22 protein-coding genes and 1 pseudogene are annotated in these 25,754 nt (G+C 33.8%); 1 reads left to right on the forward strand and 22 read right to left on the reverse strand.

All coding sequences use genetic code 11. The features are described from left to right. Positions 1 to 36: 36 nt before the first annotated feature. Complete coding sequence (locus CD30_RS05425) at positions 37 to 720, forward strand: YjbE family putative metal transport protein (RefSeq protein ID WP_052126052.1); 684 nt, start codon at positions 37 to 39, stop codon at positions 718 to 720. A 75-nt stretch (positions 721 to 795) separates the two neighbouring features. Here the strand turns inward: CD30_RS05425 and phoU are convergent, their stop codons facing one another. The 22 genes and pseudogenes from phoU to CD30_RS05540 all read right to left on the reverse strand — a co-directional run bounded on the left by phoU (position 796) and on the right by CD30_RS05540 (position 25,625). After that, the gene (gene phoU / locus CD30_RS05430; protein ID WP_036173543.1) at positions 796 to 1,455 is read right to left on the reverse strand and encodes a phosphate signaling complex protein PhoU; all 660 of its coding nucleotides are present in this window, start codon (positions 1,453 to 1,455) and stop codon (positions 796 to 798) included. 20 nt (positions 1,456 to 1,475) lie between these two features. Next, positions 1,476 to 2,321: a phosphate ABC transporter ATP-binding protein PstB gene (gene pstB, locus CD30_RS05435; RefSeq protein ID WP_036173673.1), complete on the reverse strand. Its 846-nt coding sequence runs from the start codon at positions 2,319 to 2,321 to the stop codon at positions 1,476 to 1,478. Between the two features lie 27 nt (positions 2,322 to 2,348). Beyond that, on the reverse strand, positions 2,349 to 3,227 hold the full coding sequence (pstA, locus tag CD30_RS05440; protein WP_036173544.1) for a phosphate ABC transporter permease PstA: 879 nt from the start codon (positions 3,225 to 3,227) through the stop codon (positions 2,349 to 2,351). A gap of 3 nt (positions 3,228 to 3,230) precedes the next feature. Beyond that, positions 3,231 to 4,178: a phosphate ABC transporter permease subunit PstC gene (pstC, locus tag CD30_RS05445; RefSeq protein WP_036173546.1), complete on the reverse strand. Its 948-nt coding sequence runs from the start codon at positions 4,176 to 4,178 to the stop codon at positions 3,231 to 3,233. Between the two features lie 88 nt (positions 4,179 to 4,266). Further along, entirely contained in the window at positions 4,267 to 5,253 is a 987-nt protein-coding gene (locus tag CD30_RS05450) for a PstS family phosphate ABC transporter substrate-binding protein (RefSeq protein WP_036173548.1), read from the reverse strand. Positions 5,254 to 5,529: 276 nt separating this feature from the next. Continuing rightward, on the reverse strand, positions 5,530 to 7,743 hold the full coding sequence (locus CD30_RS05455; RefSeq protein WP_036173551.1) for a peptidoglycan D,D-transpeptidase FtsI family protein: 2,214 nt from the start codon (positions 7,741 to 7,743) through the stop codon (positions 5,530 to 5,532). Positions 7,744 to 8,005: 262 nt separating this feature from the next. Then, positions 8,006 to 9,685: a bifunctional diguanylate cyclase/phosphodiesterase gene (locus CD30_RS05460; RefSeq protein ID WP_052126053.1), complete on the reverse strand. Its 1,680-nt coding sequence runs from the start codon at positions 9,683 to 9,685 to the stop codon at positions 8,006 to 8,008. A gap of 245 nt (positions 9,686 to 9,930) precedes the next feature. Continuing rightward, on the reverse strand, positions 9,931 to 10,524 hold the full coding sequence (locus CD30_RS05465; RefSeq protein ID WP_036173554.1) for a histidine phosphatase family protein: 594 nt from the start codon (positions 10,522 to 10,524) through the stop codon (positions 9,931 to 9,933). A gap of 206 nt (positions 10,525 to 10,730) precedes the next feature. Next, positions 10,731 to 11,981, reverse strand: coding sequence for a M48 family metallopeptidase (locus CD30_RS05470; RefSeq protein ID WP_036173558.1), 1,251 nt, complete (start codon positions 11,979 to 11,981; stop codon positions 10,731 to 10,733). A 194-nt stretch (positions 11,982 to 12,175) separates the two neighbouring features. After that, positions 12,176 to 13,273 (reverse strand): 5-methyltetrahydropteroyltriglutamate--homocysteine S-methyltransferase, encoded by a 1,098-nt coding sequence (locus tag CD30_RS05475; RefSeq protein ID WP_036173567.1) that lies wholly within the window; start codon positions 13,271 to 13,273, stop codon positions 12,176 to 12,178. 182 nt (positions 13,274 to 13,455) lie between these two features. Further along, positions 13,456 to 14,445: a DMT family transporter gene (locus tag CD30_RS05485; protein ID WP_170215805.1), complete on the reverse strand. Its 990-nt coding sequence runs from the start codon at positions 14,443 to 14,445 to the stop codon at positions 13,456 to 13,458. A gap of 46 nt (positions 14,446 to 14,491) precedes the next feature. Further along, on the reverse strand, positions 14,492 to 14,809 hold the full coding sequence (locus tag CD30_RS05490) for a Zn-ribbon domain-containing OB-fold protein (RefSeq protein WP_036173573.1): 318 nt from the start codon (positions 14,807 to 14,809) through the stop codon (positions 14,492 to 14,494). Positions 14,810 to 14,811: 2 nt separating this feature from the next. After that, entirely contained in the window at positions 14,812 to 15,951 is a 1,140-nt protein-coding gene (locus tag CD30_RS05495) for a thiolase domain-containing protein (RefSeq protein WP_036173575.1), read from the reverse strand. After that, entirely contained in the window at positions 15,948 to 17,429 is a 1,482-nt protein-coding gene (locus CD30_RS05500; RefSeq protein WP_036173578.1) for a class I adenylate-forming enzyme family protein, read from the reverse strand. The genes CD30_RS05495 and CD30_RS05500 overlap by 4 nt, the downstream gene beginning before the upstream one ends. 4 nt (positions 17,430 to 17,433) lie before the next feature. Then, on the reverse strand, positions 17,434 to 17,916 hold the full coding sequence (locus CD30_RS05505; RefSeq protein WP_036173580.1) for a PPC domain-containing DNA-binding protein: 483 nt from the start codon (positions 17,914 to 17,916) through the stop codon (positions 17,434 to 17,436). Continuing rightward, positions 17,909 to 18,655: an SDR family NAD(P)-dependent oxidoreductase gene (locus CD30_RS05510; protein WP_036173582.1), complete on the reverse strand. Its 747-nt coding sequence runs from the start codon at positions 18,653 to 18,655 to the stop codon at positions 17,909 to 17,911. Before CD30_RS05510 ends, CD30_RS05505 begins: the two co-directional genes overlap by 8 nt. A 19-nt stretch (positions 18,656 to 18,674) precedes the next feature. Further along, positions 18,675 to 20,000 carry a TRAP transporter large permease gene (locus tag CD30_RS05515; protein ID WP_036173585.1) on the reverse strand — a complete coding sequence of 442 codons (1,326 nt, stop codon included), beginning with the start codon at positions 19,998 to 20,000 and terminating at the stop codon, positions 18,675 to 18,677. After that, complete coding sequence (locus tag CD30_RS05520; protein WP_036173679.1) at positions 20,000 to 20,491, reverse strand: TRAP transporter small permease; 492 nt, start codon at positions 20,489 to 20,491, stop codon at positions 20,000 to 20,002. The genes CD30_RS05515 and CD30_RS05520 overlap by 1 nt, the downstream gene beginning before the upstream one ends. Before the next feature lie 13 nt (positions 20,492 to 20,504). Further along, the gene (locus CD30_RS05525) at positions 20,505 to 21,563 is read right to left on the reverse strand and encodes a DctP family TRAP transporter solute-binding subunit (RefSeq protein WP_036173587.1); all 1,059 of its coding nucleotides are present in this window, start codon (positions 21,561 to 21,563) and stop codon (positions 20,505 to 20,507) included. Positions 21,564 to 21,740: 177 nt separating this feature from the next. After that, a complete protein-coding gene (locus tag CD30_RS05530) occupies positions 21,741 to 22,847 on the reverse strand; it encodes a CdaR family transcriptional regulator (protein ID WP_036173591.1) in 1,107 nt (368 codons plus the stop codon). Positions 22,848 to 22,857: 10 nt separating this feature from the next. Then, entirely contained in the window at positions 22,858 to 24,219 is a 1,362-nt protein-coding gene (locus tag CD30_RS05535) for a (Fe-S)-binding protein (protein WP_328286119.1), read from the reverse strand. Beyond that, positions 24,209 to 25,625 (reverse strand): annotated as a pseudogene (locus tag CD30_RS05540) (FAD-linked oxidase C-terminal domain-containing protein). Before CD30_RS05540 ends, CD30_RS05535 begins: the two are co-directional and overlap by 11 nt. Positions 25,626 to 25,754 lie beyond the last annotated feature (129 nt).

Raw genomic sequence — 25,754 nt, forward strand, 5'->3', positions numbered from 1 at the left:
CAATCTACTTTAAAAGTTATTAGGAGGAAGTACATATTGGAAATCTTTACACCGGAATTTTTTTCTGCTTTAATGTCCATTATTCTGATCAACTTAGTTCTTGCTGGTGATAATGCGTTATTGATTGGTTTGGCTGCGAAAAATCTACCGAAGAAACAGCAGAAGCAAGCGATTTTTTTAGGTACGATTGGGGCTATAGTAGTCCGCCTCATACTAACAATTGTTGCTGTAAAATTACTTGAAATTGATGGTCTCCTTTTAATTGGTGGTTTGTTATTAGTGTACATTTCCTTCAAATTGCTCACTAGTAATACTGAGCCTGAAATTCACTCAAAAAAGAACACTCTATTTAGTGCTTTATCGACAATCATAATTGCTGATGTGTTAATGGGAGTTGATAATGTTATTGCAGTTGCAGGTGCGGCAAATGGAGATATTCTATTAATTACACTTGGATTAATTATTTCCATTCCAATTGTTGTTTGGGGAAGCACTCTTGTAATCAAGTTAATTGGGAAGTTTCCGATTATCATTTTAATTGGTTCTGGTGTATTAACATTGACTGCAGCTGAAATGATAGCAAAGGATGCCTATGTAAAGCCATTTTTTGATAACCCTTCAGAAGCCCTCCGTTTTGAAATTATTTTAGTAATCGTTGTTACATACATTGGATTAATGGTAAGAATACTAAGAGGTAATGAAAGTAAAGAAGCATATTAATAACAAAAAACTTAAAAAGCATTTGGAATGAAATATATTCCAAATGCTTTTTATTCGGTAGTAGCCTAGTTTTATTTAATTATTTAAATCGTATCGTTGACCTTTTTTTAAGTAAAGTAGGTATTCTGCGATGTTTGTAGCGTGGTCAGCGCATCTTTCAATATAACGACACACGAATGATAGATACGTGATTTGAGCAATACTTTCCGGTTTTACACTTGAAAGCCTCAACAAATGCTTAATCATATTACCGTACATTTCATCAACTTGATCATCAAGCTCTGCTACTTCTTTAGCCTTTGCGGTATTTTCTTCAACAAAAGCTTCAACAATTTGTCGAAGCATTTGAGAAGCCTTTAAACACATATCCTCAATCAATTCTACAGAAGTGATGAACGGTTCTTTTGCAATGCGAATTGTTTCTTTTGCAATATTTACGGCATAATCACCAACACGTTCCATATCAGCTGCAGCTTTTAATAAGACAATTAAACGACGTAAATCTGTAGCAACTGGTTGTTGTCTAGTCATTAATAAAATAACACGATCATTAATAGCTTCTTCAAATCGATTAATTTCGACATCTCTTTGAACAATTTCTTGAGCTACTTCAAGATCCTTATTTATCAATGCTTTGAAAGATGTTTCAAGTCGCTCGATACTTTGATCACAAAGCTTTAGAAATTCTTTTTGAACAGCGTCTAATTCATGTTCAAAACGCTCACGAACACCCATACACTACACTCCCTCTTTAATCAACCGAAGCGACCAGAAATATAATCTTCTGTACGTTGGTCTGTAGGCGTAGAGAAAATCTTATCCGTATTATCGAATTCGATTACTTCACCATTTAAGAAAAATGCAGTTTTATCTGAAATGCGGGCAGCTTGTTGCATATTATGAGTAACAATAATGATTGAATAATTATCTTTTAATTCTTGCACCAATTCCTCAACTTTTAAAGTAGAAATAGGGTCTAATGCTGACGTTGGTTCATCCATTAAAATTACATCGGGTTCAATAGCAAGACAACGTGCGATACAAATACGTTGTTGTTGTCCACCAGATAATCCATAAGCATTTTGGTTTAAACGGTCTTTCACTTCATCCCAGATTGCCGCTCCTCTTAATGATTTCTCTACAATCTCATCAAGAACTTTTTTGTTTTTAATACCGTGAATTCGTGGACCATAAGCAATATTATCATAAATGGATTTTGGGAATGGATTTGGCTTTTGGAATACCATTCCTACTTTTGTACGTAACTCTTCCACCTCATAGTTTGCTTCGAATATATTACGTCCACGATAATTAATTTCACCAGTAGTTTTAACTATTGGGACTAATTCTACCATGCGATTTAAAGCTTTAATATAGGTAGATTTACCACAACCTGATGGACCAATAATAGCAGTAACATCATTTTCTTGAATACTTAAATTAATATCCTTTAATGCATGATGTTCACCATACCAAAGATCAAAGTTGTTTGTTTCAAAAACTGTATTTTTATTTGCTACTGCAATTGTTTCTTCGCTTGCACTTTGAGATTGCAAAGTAGATTGTATATTAACTTTTATATTATTTTCATTCGTAATCATATTAGACTGTACCACTTTCACACATCCTTAATATCGTTTTTGGAACTTATTACGAATAAAGATCGCAATAGAGTTCATAATCACAAGTAAAATCATCAACACAATAATACCAGCTGATGCAACATATAAGAATTCCTCTTGAGGTCGTTTTGCCCATTCATAAATTTGCATCGGTAATGCTGTAAATGTACTTAACAGGCCATCTGGTAAGAATTGTAATATAACTGGAATACCTAAGACTACAAGTGGTGCTGTTTCACCAATAGCTCTTGATAAGGCTAAAATACTTCCCGTTAAAATTCCTGGTATTGCTGATGGTAACACAACTCGTGTTATCGTTTGCCATTTCGTTGCACCCATACCATAAGATGCTTCACGTTGATCTTGAGGAACTGCACGAATCGCTTCCTGTGCAGCAACGATAATAACAGGTAAGATTAATAAACTCATCGTTAAACCCGCTGCTAAAATACTTGTTCCCAATGCTAATGCACGAGCGAAAATTGTTAATCCAAGTAAACCGAATACAATCGAAGGAACACCAGCTAAGTTAGAAATGTTCATTTGGATAAAATCTGTAAACTTGTTTTTCTTCGCATATTCTTCTAAATAAATTGCTGTAGCAACCCCTAAAATGATTGAAACAGGTGCGACAACAGCCATCATATATAGAGATCCGACAAGTGCAGGTAATATCCCTGCTTTATCTGCAAAACGAGAGGCAAAGCTAGTGATGAAATCCCAATCTAAGTAACCAATACCTTGAGAAACGATACGATATAATAATATAACTAAACATAATAAAGCAAATAATGTTGCTATTAAGAATAAAGTTTTCCATCCATTATTTTTTCTTAAACGTGATTTCATACGCTTCATTACAACAGTATCATCAATGTATCTCATAAATTAATACTCCTCTCTGAAGCGTTTGGAAATATAGTGTGCAAGTAAATTCATGATTAACGTAAAGATAAATAATGTAAATCCTACTGCATAAATTGAGTAGTAAATTGTAGTACCATATCCTGCATCACCAGAAGATACTTGAACAATATACGCTGTCATTGTTTGAATAGATTCAGTAACACTAAAATCAAATGTTGGTTTTGCTCCACCTGCTAATGAAACAATCATTGTTTCACCTAGTGCACGTGAAATTGCTAATACGATAGAAGCAATAATACCTGAAAGTGCTGCAGGAAGAACGACCTTTATTGCTACCTCAAATTTTGTTGCACCTAGAGCTAGTGCACCTTCACGAATTGAATTTGGAACGGAACTCATCGCATCCTCTGATAGTGATGCAATCATAGGAATAATCATAATTCCCACCACAACACCTGGGCTAAGCGCATTGAATATTTTCAGCGACGGTATCAATTGTTGTAGAATCGGTGTAACAAATGTTAAAGCAAAGAAACCATAAACAATTGTTGGAACGCCAGCTAAAACTTCTAATATCGGTTTAATTGTGCGTCGAGCTTTATCAGATGCATATTCACTTAAATAGATTGCCGCAGCTAAACCTATTGGAACAGCAACAAGTATTGCAATCATTGTAACTTTAATAGTACCTGCTATTAAAGCTAAAATACCATATTGGGGATTACTTCCTGAGAATGGTAACCATTCAGTGCCAAATAAGTAATCTGTAATTGATACTCTCTGAAAAAATTCAAAGGTCTCGAAAATTAATGTGAAAACAATTCCAATGGTTGTTAAAACTGAAATGAATGCCGCAATAAATAATAGTTTTGGCATTAATTTTTCTGTGAATTTTTTCCCTTTTCTATTTCGAGACTTTGCGATCATATCTTGAATCGATTGACCGTTCCTGATGCCTTGCGAAGCCATACAAAATACTCCCTTCCTATACACGTGAGAAGATGTGTGGGCGCTAGATTTACCCACACATCTTATAAAATCTAGTTATAAAATTGAATTATTTTAAACCTTCTAAAGTTGCTAAACCTTCTGCATAGATTTCATCTGGTAGTCTTACATAACCAACAGCTTCAGCCATATCACCAGAGTTTTCTAAAGTGAATTTCATGAAATCATAGAATGCTGGGTTTTCTTTAAGTGCACTGTTTTTAGCATAAACGAATAATGGACGAGAAAGTGGAGTATATTCGCCAGATTCGATTGTTTCGTTATTTGGTGCTACACCGTCAACAGTTACTGCTGTTAATTTATCTTGATTTTCTAGGTAGTAAGCATAACCGAAGAAACCAATTGCATTTTTGTTTCCAGACACACCCATTACTAATGTGTTGTCATCTTCAGATAACTCTGCATTACTAACAAGTTCAGCACCTTCTAAAATTACTTCATCAAAGTAATCATATGTACCAGAGTCAGTACCTGGCGCGTAGAATGCGATTTCTTCTGCTGGCCAAGATGGGTCAATATCAGACCATTTTTTAGTAGTGCCATCTTCAATCCAAATTTGTTTTAATTGATCTACTGTTAAGTCAGTTGCCCAAGTATTTTCTGGGTTAACAACAACTGTTAAACCGTCGTAAGCAATTTTAAATTCTGTATATTCAATTCCCGCTTTATCTAAAGCAGCTGCTTCTTCTTCTTTAATTGGACGAGATGCGTTAGAGAAATCAGTTTCACCTGCGCTGAACTTTTCAAAACCACCACCAGTACCAGATACACCAGATGATACTTTAACATCAGGTTGTTCTCCTGCATATAGTTCAACTAATGCATCCATAATTGGTGCTACTGTTGATGAACCGTCACCATTAGCTGTGCCAGATAGTTTTGCAGTTTCTTGTTGAGGAGTTTCTGAACCTGAGTTTTCTGTACCAGTTGTAGGATTTTCAGTTTGTTCAGATGATTCGCCATTAGAACCACAAGCTCCTAACATTAATGCTGAACCAACAACAGCTGTCATAGTTAAGTACTTCCATTTTTTCATCTTTTATTTCCTCCATAAAATTCATAGTAAGTTGTCTTACAAGAAATACTATAAAGTTACAATGTTGATGACATATAAATGAATTGTTAAGAGATTGTAAACGAAAGAGTTTTATTGTAAAAACATTTAAACAAATGGCAATACTATTATTTTGTTTATTTATTAAGACACTTTGTGATACAAATTTGTAAGTCAAAAACTTGTTCACTAAAATTCTTAATATAATAAAAGCTCCAAAAGTGTTTTTCACTTTTGGAGCTTTTACTTTTATAGATGCTATTCATTTACCACTTGTTCTTCTGTTTCTTCATCAATTTTTTCATCAGTTGTTGGTGGTAAAATTTTCTGTTCAACGGAACTATCTGATATTCCTTTTTCAGCATATTTATATTTTAGTTCAAAATAATAATCAAGAATTTCTCTTGCAATTTCATTGTTTTGAGGGAAATATAATTCAAAATTGGTAGTTACCCATGGAATCATTACTGCATAAGCAACCTCTGGATTTTCATATGGTGCAAATCCAACATGGGTTAGGTTTACTGTTTCCGTTCTCCACTCATCTCGTAACGGGCCATAGTAAACCACCTCAGCAGTACCTGTTTTCCCTGCTGCTGTGTATGGTGTATTTGAAAATACACTACGTGCAGAACCATAAGATCCTATATAAACTTGTCTAAGTCCTTTTTTTACATGATCAATTTCTTCTTGTGAATTAGAAATTCTATTTAAAATATTCGGTGTTATTTCTTCCACTAAAGATCCTAATTGCTGACCATCTTCTGAAGGATCTCGAATTTCCTTTAACATTCGTGGTTGAACTCTGTAACCATCATTTGCAATAGTTGAAATGTACTGTGCTAATTGCATTGTTGTATAAGTATCATATTGTCCAATTGCCTGGTTCAAGATAACACCAGGATTATCAGGGACACCCTTGAATCCAGATGTTTCACCTGGTAAGTCTAGTCCAGTATTAACACCTAACCCAAATTCAGCATAACCATTACGCATTGTTTGTAATGTATTTTCTCTTATAATTAAAGGCATGTTATACGAATATCTTGTTCCACCTAAAAACATGGCAACTTGGAACATATATGAGTTTGAAGATTGTTCTAATGCTCTTATATCATCCATTGGAATAGCACCTGATCGGTTGAAAATAGAGCTTTTCGGTTCAGTATTTAATAGCTTAATCGGTTGATCGACTAACCTTGTACCAGGTTCGATAACGCCTTCTTTATAACCCATTAACAATGTTGCTGCTTTCACTGTTGATCCTGCTTCATAAGCAGTTGTAAATGTACCATATGAATAGTCAACAATATAATCTTCTCCTGTTTCAGGATCTGTTTCTATCTTTTTACCAACAACGGCTAATAGCTCTCCCGTATTCGGATTCATCATGACAAAAAATGCTCGATCTAACAATTGTGAACCACCGATAGCTTTAAGCTCTAACAATTTTTCTTCTACGATACGCTCTGCTTCAGCTTGTAGCTCGATATCTATTGTCGTTACTAAATCATTTCCTGGCTCACCTTCATAGGTAGTAAGCGTATCTATTACTTCCCCTTTATTATTCGTAACATTTTTTATGACTGATTTTTTACCTTGTAATAGTTCTTCATATTGTGCTTCAAAATAACTTTCACCTACACGGTCATTACGAGAATAATCTCTTGCTAAGAAATAATTTAATTTCGCTAAAGGAATCCCTTTACTCGGAACAGTCGTTCTTCCTAAAATGGATAGCGAAGATAACTTAACTCGTTTCCAGTCCGTTGTCGTGTTAACCCCAGGTAAGTCAGGTAATCGTTCAGAAACACGGGCAAATTCCTCATCTGTTACATTTTCACTTTTAATGATTTGAGGTGATAAGTTGTAACCTGAAATCATTTCACGATATATTGCTAAAACTTCTAAATCATACTCAGTTAGTTCATTTAATTCTTCCTCAGTAATGCGTTCACGGACTAATCGGTCGATTTCAGCTTGAACTTGATTTTCTGCTATATTTTCATCAGCTTTAATTGCAGCTTCTTCCTCATCCGTTACTTTCTCATAAGCTCTATCTTTATTTCGTAAAATCCAAAAATCTTGTTTATCTCGATATGTAACACGATTTGTAGGTTGTTCAATTAACATCGCTAATTGTTCAGCTATTTGAAGCATTTCACTTGATGTTGTACTTGGTAGCTTTGTATATGTAATAGCATTTTGAGGTTCATTATCTACCAAAATTCTACCGTATCGATCATATATTCTTCCTCTAGCAACACTCGTATTTACGGATACTTCTTCGGTTTTTTGTACAGCAAGTACAAAATCTTCCCCTTTTACGATTTGCAAATAGCCTAATCTAAATATTAACAAAGAAAACAATATAAAGATCGAAAAGAATAAAACATTCATACGGAATGATAAGTTAGCTCGATACTTTGCTTTAACACTTGAAGCACGATTACTTTTCGGTATTTTTCGCATATATATCCCCCTTTCTAAAAATATAAAAAACCGCTTGTTAAATCGACGAATAGAAACTCATCACTTTTACGTTTTTTTATTAACGATGCTGATTCCTTAAATTTTAAATTGACTCATTTCTTCATAATTCATGCATTCTAGTATATCATTTATACGATTAATTAAAAAGAGACACAAATTCAACTATCTTTAACGAAAAGTTAATTAAAAGGTTTCGTAATTATTTAAAATCCCATATTGCTACACAAAAAAACAGAGGAAATTAATTCCTCTGTTCAGATTGTTCTTTTTTAATGATAGTATCCACTTCTTCTAGTGACATTGGTTTGTAAAAATAGTATCCTTGTGCAATTTGACAACTCATTTCACGAATTATTTCCAACTGTTCTTCCGTTTCAATTCCTTCTGCAACAGATAGTAAATTCATATTACTTGCTAATTGGATGATTGTTTTAACAATTGCACTTCCTCCACTATCTTGGAGGTTATTAATAAAACTACGATCTATCTTTAATTCAGTAACAGGTAGTTGGTGTAAATAACTTAAAGAAGAAAACCCAATACCAAAGTCATCAACAGAACATTCGAATCCGTGGATTGATAATTCATGGATAATTTGTTTTGCTCTTTCTAAGTCTACTAATCCGATATTTTCGGTAAGTTCAATTTTTATATATTTCGTTTCAATTTCATACCGATTTACTATTTTCAGTAAATTCTCTATAAAATTTGGTGTATAAAAATGACTTGGTGAAATATTAACGGATACTTGATATAAATTTAAATTTTCCTTTTTTCTTTGAGCTAGCCATGCCAATACTTGTTCAATCACTAAAAAATCTAACTCTTCAATCTTCCCAATTGTTTCAGCAGCTTCAATAAATACAACTGGTGATACATACCCTAATTTTGCATGCTTCCATCTTGCTAATGCTTCAAAGCTGACAATTTTCCCATTTGATATATCTACTTTCGGCTGCAGGTGAACCGAAATTTCTTTTCTTCTAATGGCTTGTACTAATTCATTTTGTATTTTTATCTTTTGCTGTATTTCATAACCGAGTTGTTCATGGTACAGAGCAATTGAGTTCCCTGCTTGTTTTTTTGATTGGGTAAGAGCGATATCAGCAAACCTAACAAATTCGTCTATATTATCATTGTAAAATTCAAATGATACCGCACCAATTTTCAATGAAATATACAAATCAATATCGTTAACTAATATTGGCTCTTTAACAGTTTGCATTAACATTTCGAGATAATGATTGATTTCATTTTCTTCACAAAATACAGCAACTATTAATGATCCCTCAGTAGCTCTTGAAATAATACATGGGACATTTGAGTAAATTGAATTCACACGTCTATTTAATTCTTTAAGTAAATAACCAAGCTGAGTTTTACCAAACGCATCGACAATATTAATATACTCACCCGGCTGCATTAAAAGTAGAAAACCGGTTTTTTTGTAGTTTTTTGTCATTTCTTTGAATTTATCTATAAAATAAAGATAATTTGATATGCCTGAAATCGTATCAATATATTGTGATTGTTTTTCTGTACTATCTGAAAAAATGGATACGTTGTAAAAATGAATTCCATTTTCATCTATTAAAGTATGCTCAAAATAATCATTCCAAAAAGTTGTGCCATCCTTTTTGTAGTTTAATATTTTCACACTAGAGCTAGTATCATTTTTCTTATTTTTTTCTATTTGTTTAATAGTTTCAATTTGCGTATTTTCCCCGAATAAAAGGGATTTACTTTTACCAATTACTTCATCTTCTGAATAGCCCGTAATCTTTGTAAAAGCACTATTCGCATAAACTATTGGTTCATTTGGTTGGCTTGGATCGGTTATCAGAAAAGCAGAGTTAAGCGGGTTTCCAATTCGACATAACCAATCAAATAAACTTTGCTTTTCAGTCTTTTTCTCCAGCATTCGCCAAACCACCTTTCCAATTGTTTTCCTTCTGTCTATTTTATAGAAAAAAGGGAAAACATGCTACCTCTTTATCTATATATAATATTGGATGAAAATAGTTCTTTATAGCTATTCAGAAAAAGTAATCTATTTTTTTATCATAAAAATACCAAAAATATCTCTTAAATTACATTTTTAATAAACATTATAGGATTAAATAATAATATAAAAGGGATTAATTGTAAAAAATATGTATCTACTTTTTATCTCAGGATAGTCTTTTGTGTATTCGACAAATGTTCAATATGATTACACCCTTTTACTTTCCACTCCCCATTTTCAATGTATATAGTACTAATGCCTCCATTTGACATTCCGCTTTTTTCTAATCGGTCTTTTTTCTTCAAAATCGAGATCAATAGTACTTTAATAATACCACCATGGGCAACGATGATGATTTTTTGCTTCGGGTATAACTTGTGTAGTTTATCAAGCCCTGCAAATACACGTTTATTAACCATTTCTACACTTTCCTGATTTATACAATTTTTCTCTGGATACAGTAAAGCACGTTCTTCTATTGTCAGACCTTCCACATCACCATAATCTCTCTCTACAAATTCTTCCATTACAACTAGTGGTAAGTTTAACTTTTCATTTATAATCTCTGCTGTTTGTTTAGCTCTTCTTAGTGGGCTAGTAACGATGACATTCCATTCGAAGTCACTTAAATAGTTTCTACAATCTTTTGCTTGTGTAAAGCCATTTTGATTTAAGGGAATGTCTTTTCTGCCCTGAATTTTTCGAAGCGTATTCCAATCCGTTTCACCGTGCCGCACTAAACAAATATATGTCATTATCAATCCTCCTATAGATGTTTAAACTTTTTAAAGGTTTTCGACACCTTTATTTGTGATTCCTTTAACAATCAATAATTTTTATTAATTTTATGCAATCATTTATAAATTCATTATAATTTCCTATTAAGCTCCCTTATTCTCTATTGTTCAATCCGAAGAAAGTAATAAAAAAGTGCCATAATGACGGCACTTTTTATCTTTACTTATTCTTTTGTAACAATTTTATTAATCCTTTCAAGCATTGGTGGATGTGTATATCTAAACCACTTAATAAGTAGTGGAGGATTCATTTCACTCAAACCAGCTTTTGCTAATTTTTGAAAACCGCTAACAGCTGCTTCAGAATCGTTCACTAATTCAATCGCATATTGATCTACCCTTGCTTCCTGATATCTTGAGATTGAATTGTAAATTGGGTTAGAGAAAAATAACAAAACAGACGAAATAAGTAATATAATCGGCAGAGAGCTTATATTATCTAAACTCTTAACTTTAAAATAATGTCCGTATTTTTTTATCATCCAAGGAGCAATTTTTGAAATCAGCCAAAGTCCTACAAACATCATGAGTAGATAACCCGCGATACCAATATAAATGTGTTTCTCTACGTAATGCCCCATTTCATGTGCCATAATAAATAAAATTTCTTCTTCATTTAGTCGATTTAATGTTGTATCCCAAAGGACAATTCTTGAATTATTCCCTACACCCGTTACATATGCATTTAATGCATTTGTTTTGTCGGCCATATTTACTTCAAAAACATGTTCAGCTGGTATATTTGCCTTATCTGCCAAAGCTAGTATTTTTTCTTCAAGCTCTTTATTTTGCAATGGATAAAATTCATTATATAGCGGATCTATTATGACCGGTTGTATATACATTAAAAAAATCGAAAATGGTACGGTTAAAATCCAAGCAAAGAGCCACCATTTTTTCTTACTTTTTCTAATTAACCAATATAGAACTGAAACAGTAATAACTGTTATTAAAAAATTTAACCAGAAATCAATTACATTATCGCTCATCCATGAAGCGAATCCTTGGGTACTAATACCAAATCCTTTACTTAGTGTATATCGATAATAATTAATTGGGAAAAATACTATAAATGTAAGCAAGGTTAATAAGAATAAGTATACTGTGTAGTGTACAACCTTCCAATTTGATATTTTTGACCATTTTTCAAATAAATGCGAGATGCCAAAAATTAAAATGTAAAAATACATAAGCCACTCAAATGGATTCACAATAAAAAAGATGAAGTTTCGTATTTTTGAATATTCTTCACTAAGTAGTAGCTCCCGATCTGTCATAAATGTTTCAGGGTCCGCCACAGTCCCTTTAAAGGATTCAGGAACTCCACCATCACTAAAATGAAAAATATAAACATACATAACCAATGAGTAAAGGCCAAATAAAATTAAAGAACCGATGCCCCATTTCTTTGCCATTATATCCCACCCCTTAAAATCTCTCTTCTAATCTATTGTAATCATTTGAAACCTCACTAAGAACTAAATTTACTTCATTAATTCTAATATTAAGAGTTTATCCTTTTTATCTTTATTTTCAACATTAAAAAAGCTTAAAGAGAACGGTCATCTCTTTAAGCTATATGTTTTCTCCATATGGTAATAATTTTAAATTAACCCCAAACTTCTTCTGCAATTTCTTTTATTAAAGTAAGTTTTGCCCATTGGTTTTCTTCTTCTAAAATATTTCCTTCTTCAGTAGATGAGAAACCGCATTGAGGACTTAAGCATAATTGATTTAATGGAACAAAATTTGTTGCTTCTTGAATACGTGCTTTAATGCTATCTTTATCCTCAAGCTCACCAAATTTTGAAGTAATAAGACCAAGAACGATTTTCAAGTCAGAACGATTTACATATTTTAAAGGTTCAAAGCTACCTGAACGTTCATCGTCAAATTCTAAAAATAAGCCATCTACATTTAATCCACCAAAAATTACTTTTGCTGCAAAATCATATCCCCCACTTGAATGGAATGTTGATTTGTAATTACCACGACAAATATGCATTGTAATGGTCATATCAGATGGTTTGTTTTTAATCGATTCATTAATCACATATTGTAATGTTTCCATATACTCCTGTGGGTTTTTACCTTCATCAACTAGTTTTGAACGAGTTTCTTCCGAGAAAAGACTTGCCCATGAAGTATCATCTAATTGTAAGTAACGACAACCTGCATCATAAAACGCTTGAATCGCTTTTTGGTATGCTTTTATCGTATCTTCAATTAAATCATTTTCATTTGGATAAATATCAGCGTTTTTATCCGCGCGTGCATGGAGCATATTTGGACTTGGAATTGTAAATTTAACAGTAGAATCTCCTGCATGGTCGCGGACAAATTTAAAATGATCTAAAAATGGATGATTTCCAAAGTCAATTTTCCCAACTACACGAATACCTTTTTTACTTGTTTCTACTTTATGAAATTGTAAACCATGATCTTTTTCGTAATTTTCCATTCCTTCAAGTGCACCTAAGAAATCAAAATGCCACCAGCTACGACGGAATTCACCATCCGTAATTGATAATACGCCAATCTCTTTTTGCTTTTCAATTAAACGAATGATTTCTTCGTCTTCTACTTGTTTTAACTCAGCGTATGTAATTTCATTGTTTTGAAATTTTGTACGTGCTTCCTTCAACTTTTGAGGGCGCAAAAAACTCCCTACATGATCATAACGAAATGGTCCTACTAATTCTGTCATTTTAATTACTCCTTTTACTTTTTGTACATTCAAGGACGTTTTGGAGCTTTATTATTCCTCTTTTAATCCTGAGTGTTCCTATTGCCTTTAAAGCTATATGAATTACTATAACATATTTCGTCAGATAAAATGAAGTATTCAGAATATAATTATTTCTAGTTATTTTTTTCTTTTTGACTCTCTTACAATAGTTTATTAGAATCAATTTTTTCCTGCTGTTGTTCTGTATTTACCAAATTTGATGATTCTAAAGGTTTTCTATTAATTTTTGACCGTTTATATTTTAGTATAATTGCTTCGATGTTACTCGTACCTACAATTACCCCAATAATAATAATCATCGTACCAATTAGTTGCTGAATTGAAATAATCTCATTTAATAATAATGCTGTTCCAAACAATGCGAACACTGTATTTAAATTGACAAAAATGGCTGATTCGGCTGTCCCAATATGTTTAATACATAAATTATATAGGCTATGCCCAACACCAGTAGCGAACACACCCGATAAAATAAATATACTCCAAAATTGAAAGTCGCTAGTCATGAAAGCACTCAAGCTTGTAGGATAAATGAACAATGAGCTTATTAATAAAATGACAGATCCAATGGTTAACATATATGCAGTCATGAGTAATGGAGAAATTGTTCTCGTACCTCTTCTAATGGCAATAAAACTAAATGCTTGTAATAAGAATGATAGGAATACTAATATATCACCAAGTTCAATATTTAATATTTCATGAAAACTTTGAATTACTGCAATACAAACACCCAATCCACCAAGCAAAAATCCAACTAATTTTGATATAGTCATGACGGTATCTTTAAAAATTACAGCTATTAGTGCTGTAATGAGGGGACTCAACCCACTGATGATTGCCGTTTTTGTTCCCGTTGTTTGTTCAATCCCAACGGCCATGAAGGCATGGTGACAAATAACACCAAAAAAGCTACCAATCAAAATATATTTCCATGGCATATTCTTGACAAAAACCTTTTGTTTCATCAAAAGTAAAATAAGAAATACCGTAATACCTGCTAGAAAAATGCGTACGGATTGAATTGTAATCGGTTCACCATTTGAAACAATAATTTTCAACCACGTAACATTTAGCCCCCATAAAAGCATGACTAAAATTAATATGGAATATATTTTGCTATTACTCAAAGTTACCGCCTCTTTCATTTATAGGAAAAACTCCATAATTCGTAAATTACGAATTATGGAGTACTTCATTCTTTTTAAAAAGATATGCCCCATCAACAATTTTTTCGAGCTTCACTTCATCTCCGATATTCACTTGATCGGCAATTCTTGCTGTAACTTTTGCTTCTGTATTATTTAGTTGTACAAGTGCAACTGTATACGGAGCTAAGTGTGCAAATTGTGCAGGTGGAACTTGGATGACTGTATAACTATAAACTGTACCTACATCTGGTACTTCATATTCATTTGTAATTTCTTTTCCACATGAACTACAATACACTTTTTTCGTTACCGATTCGATACCGCAACATTCGTATACTATCATACTTACACCCTCTCCAATATATGAACAACTGAGTAAGCACCTGTACCACCTAGATTCTGTGCTAATGCAATTGTCGGTTGCTTCGTTAATTGATTCGGTGCATTTCCACGCAGTTGTCTAACAAGCTGATAAATTTGTGCAATGCCTGTAGCTCCAATTGGATGACCTTTTGAAAGTAGACCTCCACTTGTATTGATTGGAATTTCCCCATCAACACGTGTTTTCCCTTCGTTTACACCTTGCCAGCCTTGTAACTTAGGAAAGAAACCTAGCTCTTCACTAGAAAGAATTTCAGTCATAGAAAAGCAATCGTGTATTTCTACTACATCGATATCTTCTGGACCCAGCCCTGCTTTTTCATATACTTTCTCACCTGAAACTCGAACTGCTGGTAGGCTTAACAGGTCTTTTGCATCTTGCATTAATGTCGGACCTGAAGCTTGTGCACTAGCACGCACTTTAATATTTGAAGGTTTACTAGATAAAACAACCGCTGCCCCGCCATCAGTAATTGGTGAACAATCAAATAACCCAAGGGGATCTGTTACCATTCGCGCATTAAGAATTTCGTCAATTGTAGTCGGTTTTTGAAATTGAGCATAGGGATTATTCATTGCATTTTCTCTATTTTTTAATGCTACCTTTGCGAGATGCTCTTTTGATGCACCTGTTTCGTAAAAATATCGATTTGCAACAGTACCAAAGTATCCGGGGAATGTTAACCCAGCTTCCTTTTCATTTGTACTTTGGTCCATCGCTGTATTAATCACTTGTGTAACTGTTGAAGTAGAAGCATGCTTCATTTTCTCTGCACCTACAACAAGTACGGTCTCATATTCCCCACTCATGATACTTAATACACCCTGTCTCAGGGCTATCCCCCCTGAGGCACAGGCACCTTCTAGCTTAGCTGTTGGAATGTAACCTAGACCTAAATCATTCGCTACAATCGCCCCGAGTATTTCCTGATTGGACAAAGAACCACCCATAAAATTCCCAACAAAAACTGCATCAATTTTAGATACACCTGCATCTTTAATCGCTTCTTTCGATGCTTCTATTAGGAGATCCTTTAACGCTTTATCCTCAAAGGAGCCAAACTTCGTCATCCCTATACCATGAATATAAACTGGTGCTGTCATTTCATCACCTCGATATGCTTCTTTACAAGCTCTCTTTTTAGTATTTTACCGTAGGAGCTTTTTGGTAGACTTTCTACAATATAAATCTCTTTCGGTTTTTTAAAGCTAGCTAGATGATTTTTACACAATTCTATCAACTCTTCTGACTGAACCTCGCCACGCCCATTTGGAACAATGTAGGCAATGACAGATTCACCCCATTTTTCGTCAGGAACACCTATTACACATGTTTCTTTTACAAATGGATGTTTATTTAGAACTTCCTCAACTTCTCTAGGGTATATATTGACTCCACCAGAAATAATTACTTCTTTTTTTCGATCAACAATATATAAATAACCATTATTATCTAGTTTTCCTAAATCACCAGTATGGAGCCATCCGTCCTTTAACGTATCCTGTGTAGCTTTGTCGTTATTCCAATATCCCTGCATCACAAGTGGACCTTTAGCAATGATTTCGCCCACTTCTCCAGCAGGTAATTCATTTCCTTCATCATCGATGATTTTAACATCAACAAATGGTCCGATACGGCCACAAGAATCTAAACGATTTTGAAGTTCATTTCTTGGCATAATTGAAATACACATAGGCGCTTCAACCTGACCATATGTTTCTACAAATTTTGTACCAATTTTATTAAGTGCTTCTTGTAGTTTTGCTGCAGCGATTGGAGAACCTGCCATATTTATCGATTTAATCGTCTTTAATTTTGCTGGATCAAATTGTTCATGTTGCACCATTAAATTAACCATTGTCGGTACTAAAAAGATGATAGATATTTGATCTTCCTCTAAATGTTGTATAAATAGATGTGGCTCAAATTTATCGTAAACTACTTGTGTTAATCCGAATAGCCATGCTACATGGCTTAAAAAGTTCGCACCATGTGTAAGGGGGGCAACATGACCAATCGTATCGTTAAAATCCACCTCACATGCAATGGATAAGGATATTGCTCCACTCACCATATTTCGATGAGATAGCATAACACCCTTGGGATTCCCTGTTGTGCCTGAAGTGTACATAATCGCCATCAAATCATCTTCGTTAACTTCATTTTCATAAATTTGACCATAATACTTTTGGATGATGATTTCATATTCTTCACCAACGGTAATTGTTGGTAGTGCGGTGTTTAATTTATTGAGTAAATCTGTTTCTCCTATTAATAACACCATTCCAGAATCCTTTATTTGATATTCATGTTCCTCTGGATGGAGACGATAATTTAGCGGTACTTTGATTAACCCAAAAAATGAAACCGCAACATCTAACTCTATATGCTCTGATCGATTTGACATTAAAATGCCTAAACGATCACCCTTTTTCAAACCAATGCTATGAAAATAGGAAGTTAATGCATAAGCTCGCTGAATCAACTGTTCATATGAGTATGAAATCCCCTTAAATTTTACAGCTATTTTATTTGGATAAGCCTTTGCTGATTTTAGTGCTAAATCACCAATTGTACTCAATGAATTAAGCCTCCTTTGTGGAAAACGTAAAAACTGGTACATGGAACATTGCATCATTTTTACGAGTTAGTTGCACATCTTTTAACGGTAAGATGATAAATTCTACGGTAATGGCTGTAAAATTTTCACCTTCTAAAAAATGACCACCATCAATTTTTTTATTGCAATCGACGACTGTCCCATGAAAATGAATATCTAGTTCACCATGTTCATCTTCTCCAATAAAACCAACACCAGAGATAATCTCAACCTCTGAAGTTGTTTGTACTTTTGGAGAATATTTAATCGTGTTAGGTCGATCACCTTTTGAAACTTGAACAAAGGTTGCGTACTTTAATGACCCTAAACATTGGAATTGCCCAGCACTGATGCCAAAGTACTGACAAACCTCCTTTAAACCCGTAAATAGATCAGTATCTTTTTTTAAACGCCCAACGATTCGCTCTGTCCTACGATCATAAACTGCCTGTAGACGTGGGTTATCCAATACTGATTCCCCCATCCACCTTTAAAACTTGGGCAGTTGTATAACTAGAGTCTCTTGAAGCAAAGTACAATACAGCACCAGCAATATCATGTGGATGACCCATACGTTTAATGACCTGTTGACTAGTATCATATGGAACCCCCGCAGTGATTGCAGTTGCAGTAGCACCTGGGGCAACAGAGTTACACGTGATGCCATATGGACCTAATTCTTTTGCGACCCATTTTGTTAATGCAATGACACCGCCTTTAGATGCCGCATATGCTGGACCTGATCTTCCTTTACCCTCATCGCCTGACGTGACACCACCATTTAATCCAGAAACGGAACTGATATTTATAATTCTTCCATATCCAGCATCCTTCATATGTGGATAAACACATGCTTGCGTAAACAAGAAAGCCGCTTTTAAATTTGTATTTAAATCTCGATCCCAATCCTCTAATGTCATTGTTTCAAGATCTTTTCTACTAGCAGTTCCAGCGTTATTAACTAATATATGAACTTCTCCATACTTTCCAATCGTTCGGTTTACAGTCGCTTGAACAAATTTTTCATCTCGAATATCACCTAGACACTCTAAATAGCTCTCATGTGCTAACATCGAAATGGTTTCCTCACATGAATTAATATCCACTAAAACAGTATGAACCCCTTGCTGAGATAATTGCACTGCAATCGCTTGACCAATACCACTTGCTGCACCTGTAATAATAGCAACATCATCTTTTAAATTCATAATTTATCCCCTTTTACAGTTATTTCACACCAAGCAAATCAGGTAAAAATGTTGTAATAACCGGTATATACGTTACGATTAATAGAACAATAATAGAAGCTACAATAAATGGAACAACTCCACGAGAAATTTGCAAGATGTTTGTTCTTGACATACTTGCTGCAACATATAGGTTTATTCCAACTGGTGGTGTAAATAAACCAATAGCCAGATTGATCGTCATAAACACACCAAATACTGTTGGGTCAACATTTAACTGAAGCATAATTGGAAGCAAGATCGGAACAAAAATATAAAAAGCAGAAATTGCGTCGATAAATGCACCAGCTAGTAGCAATATGATGTTAACTAGTAGTAGAATGATATATTTATTATCTGTAATACCTAATACTGCATCTGATATTGTTGCTGCGATAAGTTCTGTTGTAACAATATAAGCAAAAACTGATGCTGCACTTACGATGATCATTACTACAGCTGTTTGTAAAGCTGATTCAATAAAAATCTTATATAGGATTTTAAAATACTCTTTACGCATTATGAATATTCCAATGATTAAACCATACATTACAGCAACGACAGCCGCTTCAGTAGGTGTGAAAAAACCACCATAAATTCCGCCAAGAATAATAACTGGCATCAACAATCCTGGAATTGCACGAACAAATGCATCCCATTTTTCTTTACCAGTACTTTCCTTTACAGTTGCTTCTTCCGATTGGTTAAATACTCCGCGTTTAATATCTCGATTTCTTACATACATTCCTGCGATAAACAAACCAATTCCGACCAATATCCCTGGTACAATACCTGCCATAAATAACCGATTAATCGTAATCGGTATTTGATCGCCTGCAACAATTGCAAATACGATAAACGCAATAGATGGTGGAATAATAATACCGATCGCACCTGCGCTCGCAACTAGTCCTCCAGCCGTTTCTTTGCGATAACCATTTTTGATCATAGCTGGGATTAAAATACCACCGATTGCCGCAACGGTTGCTGGTCCAGAACCAGAGATAGCTGCAAAGAAGATTGCCACTATTACCGTTACTAGAACAATCCCTCCTTTACGATGGCCAACTAGAGCTTGGGCAAAATCTATCAATCTTTTTGAAATGCCGATTTGATCCATAATTACACCAGCTAATATAAAGAAAGGAATTGCAAGAAGGGTAAACTTAGCGACACTTGTATACATAATGTCCGTTACAACTTCAAAACTATCTAAGCCATTATTAACAAACAAAACAACAACGGACGACACAGCAAGGGAAATAGCAATCGGGACTCGCAATGCAACCAGTATTAAAAATGCAGTAAATAGTATTATTGCAGTCATTATACTTCCCCCTCCTTGCCTTCAGATTGCTTATTTACCGATTTCCACTCTGCAATTGTCACTTGAATAGTACGGATGAGACAAAGAGCAGCGCCTAAAGGCAACGCTAAAGATAAAATCCATTGTGGCATTCCTAATGCAGGTGTTGTTTGATTTATTTTCATTTGGAATTGAACCATTTCATATCCGTAATACAATAAAATACTAAACAACGCCGCACCCATTAATGAAGAAAACACGATAATAATTTTTTTTCCCAATTTTCCTACTAAATCATAAATTAATGTAAAGCCAAGGTGTGCAAATCTTCGCACACCTAGAGCAGTACCAACAAAAGTTAATAAAACAAGTAAGTTAATCGTAATTTCTTCTGTAAAGGAAAATGAAAATTTAAAAAAGTTTCGTGATAGAACATTTGCAAATGTGATTAAAGTAATCGTTAAAAATGTAATAAATAATAATATTTCTTCAAAATAATCAAGAGCTTTCATTCCAATTCCCCCATTATCTTTCTTGGAATGCTTCAAGTAACTCTGTTCCCCAAATGCTTTCATATTGATCATAAATTGGTTGTACTGCTTCTTTAAATGCAGTTATTTCTTCTGCAGTTGGTGTATAAACTGTCATACCCAATTCTTCTAATTCTTTTATTTGTTCAGTTTCTCTTTCACGTGTAATTTTCACTTGATACTCTGCTGCTTCTTTTCCTAAACGATCGAATAACGCCTTATCTTCATCACTCATAGAGTCGTATAATTCTTTATTAATACCTAAAACTAATGGGTCATAAGAGTAATTCCATAATGTTAAATATTGTTGAACTTCATTAAGTTTAGAAGAGTAGATTACATCAATCGGATTTTCCTGACCATCAATCGTTCCTTGTTGAAGGGCAGTAAATACTTCAGAGAAAGTCATTGTTGAAGGATCTGTACCTAATTGACGGTATAAATCTGTATACATCGTAATACCAGGAATACGAATCTTTAATCCTTGTAAATCTGATGGAGATTTAACATTCACTTTACTATTTGTTAATTGTCTGAAACCGTTTTCACCAAATCCTAAAGTATGAACACCTTTTTCGGCTAAAATCTCTTTAATCATTTCGCCACCTTTACCAGCGAATACTGGATCTACTTGATCAAGATTGTCAAATAGGAACGGAGCACTTGCTACTCCAAAACGTGCATCTAAAATTGAATAAATGATTGTTGAGTTGAATGTTAAATCAATCGATCCCTTTGCTAAACCTTCAACCGCTTTACCTGAATCTCCTCCAGATAATTGTTCGTTTGAAAATACTTCAATTGTGATGCGACCATCAGTTTCTTTCTCGATATCATCTGCTAGCTTTTGGGCTGCTTCATACCATGTTGAAGCTTCTCCAACCGTAACAGACATTTTTAAATTATAAGATTTTGCTTCTTCAGTATTAGCGCCACCTGTGTTACCTTCTGAACTATTACTTGGTTGTGTACTTCCTCCGCATGCGGCTAAGACCATTACGATTGAAATAATTAATGTTAATAGAAAGAATTTCCCCTTTTTTGATGCGTGCATTTCACTATCCCCTTTGCATTAGTAATTGGTTCAAAGCGCTTACAACTTTGAATTGTAATTATTTTATAATTCTGAAAACTAATAAAATATATACAAAACATCTAAACTTTTTGTACAAATTGGACTAATTTTTGTTCGAACAAAATAAAAAGGTCTTGATTTCTAACAATTCAAGACCTACATTTCACAGTAGTATTTTCTATATAAATAAAGAGCCAGATTTAAATCTAGCTTATTTTTACTAGTGTTGATATCTATATCTAGAAGTTTTTCAATCTTTTTCAAACGATATTTTAAAGTATTTTTATGAATATGAAGATCATTAGCGATTTCCTGTAGTGAGCCATTACTATTCAACCACATTTCAAGGTTTAGCATTAATTCTTCATCAAAAATAATTGGCTTTATCGTACGTTCGAAAAAATCTTGTATTTTTGTATCAGAAATTTCGGAAAGTAACAATTCAATTGTTAGATCCTCTTCAAAAACGATTTCCTCACATTCATTTATCGCTGTAGTCAATGCAATACTTGCCTTATCATAGGAATCCTTTAATGTATAAAATTCACACTTGTTCCCAACACCTATATTAACCGCTGTTTTATAAATTTTTTCTATTTTTCGTTTTAATGTATTTAATCCTTTTTCTAAATGTGTTCTAGAAACATCAGGTACGAGCATAACAATTTTATCGAAGCTCCATTGTGTGATTTTAACTAAAGGATGAATGGTCTGAATACTAGATAGAAAATCAATTTCACTATATTCAAAACGCCTTTCAACTCTTAAGATTACAATACGATTATAAATTTCAGTATCGATTCCAATCATTTCTACTCGTTGAGCAAGAATTTCCTTATCAATTCTTCCGTTTAGTAAATCTAATAGGAAAAATTCAAACATTCTTGTATCTCGTTCTTTTTCCTGTCGAGTTAAAAAATCCTCTACAAATAATTGGGTTATTTTTTGTACAAGTTTACAATATTTTTCTATTTCTGACGGCTTCCCTGTTATCCCAATGACACCAATAGGAGTATTATCAAAAATTAAAGGCATGACCATCCCTTCACGTACCCCTTTTAGCTTTTCAGATAATTCAGTTGTCATATGCATAACCTGTTTATCCTTCATCGCAAGTAATGAGCCTTCATGGAACTGATTCAATCTCGAAATATCTGTACTCGCAATAATAAATCCATTATGATCGATAACGACTACATCTTTATCTATTAAGTTTTTTAATTCGTCTACAATCTTTGGACCAATTATTTGTAAATCAAACATATTCCGCCCCCTAATCTATTGCTGGAACAAGTTCACAATCTACTACTTCGTTTGAAATTAAAGGTTTATTAGCGATTATTTGTTCATATACTATATCTACTATATGGACGGCACGAACATAACTAGACAAACCTTCTTTATTGATTCCTACCTGCATCTGCATTAAACACCCAGGATTTGATGTGACGATATAAGTTGGATTCACTTCTTTCACATATTTCATCTTCGTTTCTAGTATGTTATTAGCCATTTTAGGTTGTAATAGATTATAAATGCCTGCCGATCCACAACATGTATCTGCATTAGCCATCTCTCTAAATTCAACACCAGGTAAATTTTCAAGAATTGCCCGCGGTTGATTAAAAACTTTATTTACGTTTCTTAAATGACAGGAATCCTGATATGTGACAGCTACTTTTTCAGCTTTTTTTGGTAACGTTTTCAAATAATCTAATAATCCTAATTTAATTAATAGAGATGAAATATCGATTGTTTTCGTTGAGAATCTTTCTGCTTTTTCTTTATATTTTTGCTCACTTTTTAAATGTTTTTCATATTCAGATAAAAAGGCGCCACAGCCACCTGCATTATTTACAATAAAATCATATTCATCACTGTCAAATGCATTAATATTAGCACGTGCATTTTTTATCCCTTTTTCTAATTCTCCACTATGGGCATGTAAGGCGCCACAGCATTGCTGAAATTTTGGAATAATTACTTCTGCACCTAAAAATCTAATGGTTTCAATCGTCTTATCGTTAATTTCTTTAAATAACGAATCCATCAAACACCCTGTAAAAAAGGCTACTTTTATAGGACTTTTCGTTATTGGTGATAACTGCTCGACCTTTTTCGGAACTTCAGGCAATGCCTTCTCCATTTCTTTTAAAAACGAAGGGAATAGGTTAAGGAAACCTATTTTTCTAGTTACTTTTTGCAAACCTGATTTTTGATAGAAACGCACTAAACTAACTGCTTTTCCTAAATCTTTTTTATCCGCAAATAAATGATTAAATGTTGTATTTTGAACGATTTTTTTGATGCCTTTTGGCTGTTTTATTTGTTGAATAGCTACACGTGTTTGCTCAATTAATGCACCATACTGTACTCCTGCAGGACATGCTGGCTCACATGCTCGACATCCTAAACAAAGATTAAAGGAATTTTCAATGGAAGAATCCCACTCTACTACCCCATCACGGACAGCTTTCATCAATGCAATTCTTCCACGAGGAGATTGTGACTCATCCTGTTGAGTTTGAATATAAGTCGGACAAGAAGATAAGCAGAATCCACAACGCATACAGTCTAATAAATAATCTTCATTAACATGTTCTTGAAAGGCAACCTGCATCTGATTATTGACCACTTTGAACCACCACTCTCTTTTTAGTTTCCTTTGCAAAACACTTTCCCTGGATTCATAATGTTTTTAGGATCAAACACCGCTTTAATCCCCTTCATCATTTCAATACCTGAGGCGCCAACCTTCCATTCTAAATAAGGGGCTTTCATTTCACCAATTCCGTGTTCACCTGTAATGGTTCCACCTAAAGAAATAGCAGCTTCAAATATTTCTTCAAATGCATGTTCAACACGCTTCATTTCCTCACTATTACGAATATCTGTTAAACAAGTAGGATGTAAATTTCCATCGCCCGCATGACCAAATGTTGCAATAGTTAAATCATATTTTTTAGCTATTTGATTAATCCTTCTTACCATTTCTGCAATTTCAGATCTTGGAACTGTAGCATCCTCTAAAATTGTAGTAGGTCTTAATCTTGATAAAGCTGATAATGCTACACGTCTTGCTGTTTTTAACCTTTCTGCTTCTGTTTCATCCTTTGCAATTTGAGTAAAGGTTGCCCCTTTAGATATAGCAATTTGCGTCATTTCATGAATATCGTTTTTCACCTGTGCTAATTCACCATCTTGTTCAAAAAGTAACATGGCTTCTACATCCGTTGATAATCCTATTTTCATAAATTGCTCAACGGCCTCAATGGTTTTTTTATCTAAAAATTCAAGGGTTACAGGAATAATTTTATTTGCAATAATCGTAGAGACCGTCTCTGCAGCAGCCTCTAATGAATGAAAATAAGCAATACTTGTCATTTTATTTTTTGGTAACGGTATTAATTTCAAAGTAATTTCTGTAATTACCCCTAGTGTACCTTCAGACCCTACTAGTAGAGCTGTAAGATCATAGCCTGCAACATCCTTTGCTAATTTGCCACCGGTTTTTAATAGTTCACCGTTTGCTAGAACCACTGTAAGCCCTTTCACATAATCCTTTGTAACTCCGTACTTTAAACCGCGCAAGCCCCCTGAGTTTTCACTAATGTTGCCACCAATTGTTGAAATCTTCATAGAGCTTGGATCTGGCGGATAAAACAGGTTTTCTTTTTCAACGAAATGACATATGTCTGCTGTTATCATTCCTGGCTGTACTGTAATGGTTAAATTTTCTCTATCAAACTCTATTATTTGATTCATATTATTAAATAAAATAACGACTCCACCTTGATTGGGTACAGTCCCGGCAGCCAGGTTAGAGCCAGAGCCTCGTGGAACTATTGGAATTTTATATTCATTGCAAATTTTAACGATTTGGCATACTTCTTCGGTATTACGTGGCGAGACGACAATTTCCGGTAAAGCTTGAAAATTAGCAGTTGCATCATAGGAATAAGCCAGTAATTGTGCTGTTGAATGCTTTACATTTTCTTTACCAACAACATCGATAAAAAATTGAATTATTTCTTTCTCCATAAATTCACCCCAATAGTTAGTATTTCCTCCTTAATAATTTTATAATTTAGAAAATTTAAATAATATGTACTTAATGATTAAAAATTGAGATTTTTTACATTTAAATTTGTATCAAACGTATAAATTCCT

Source organism: Ureibacillus massiliensis 4400831 = CIP 108448 = CCUG 49529, from assembly GCF_000772965.1.
In the GTDB taxonomy this organism is placed as follows: domain Bacteria; phylum Bacillota; class Bacilli; order Bacillales_A; family Planococcaceae; genus Ureibacillus; species Ureibacillus massiliensis.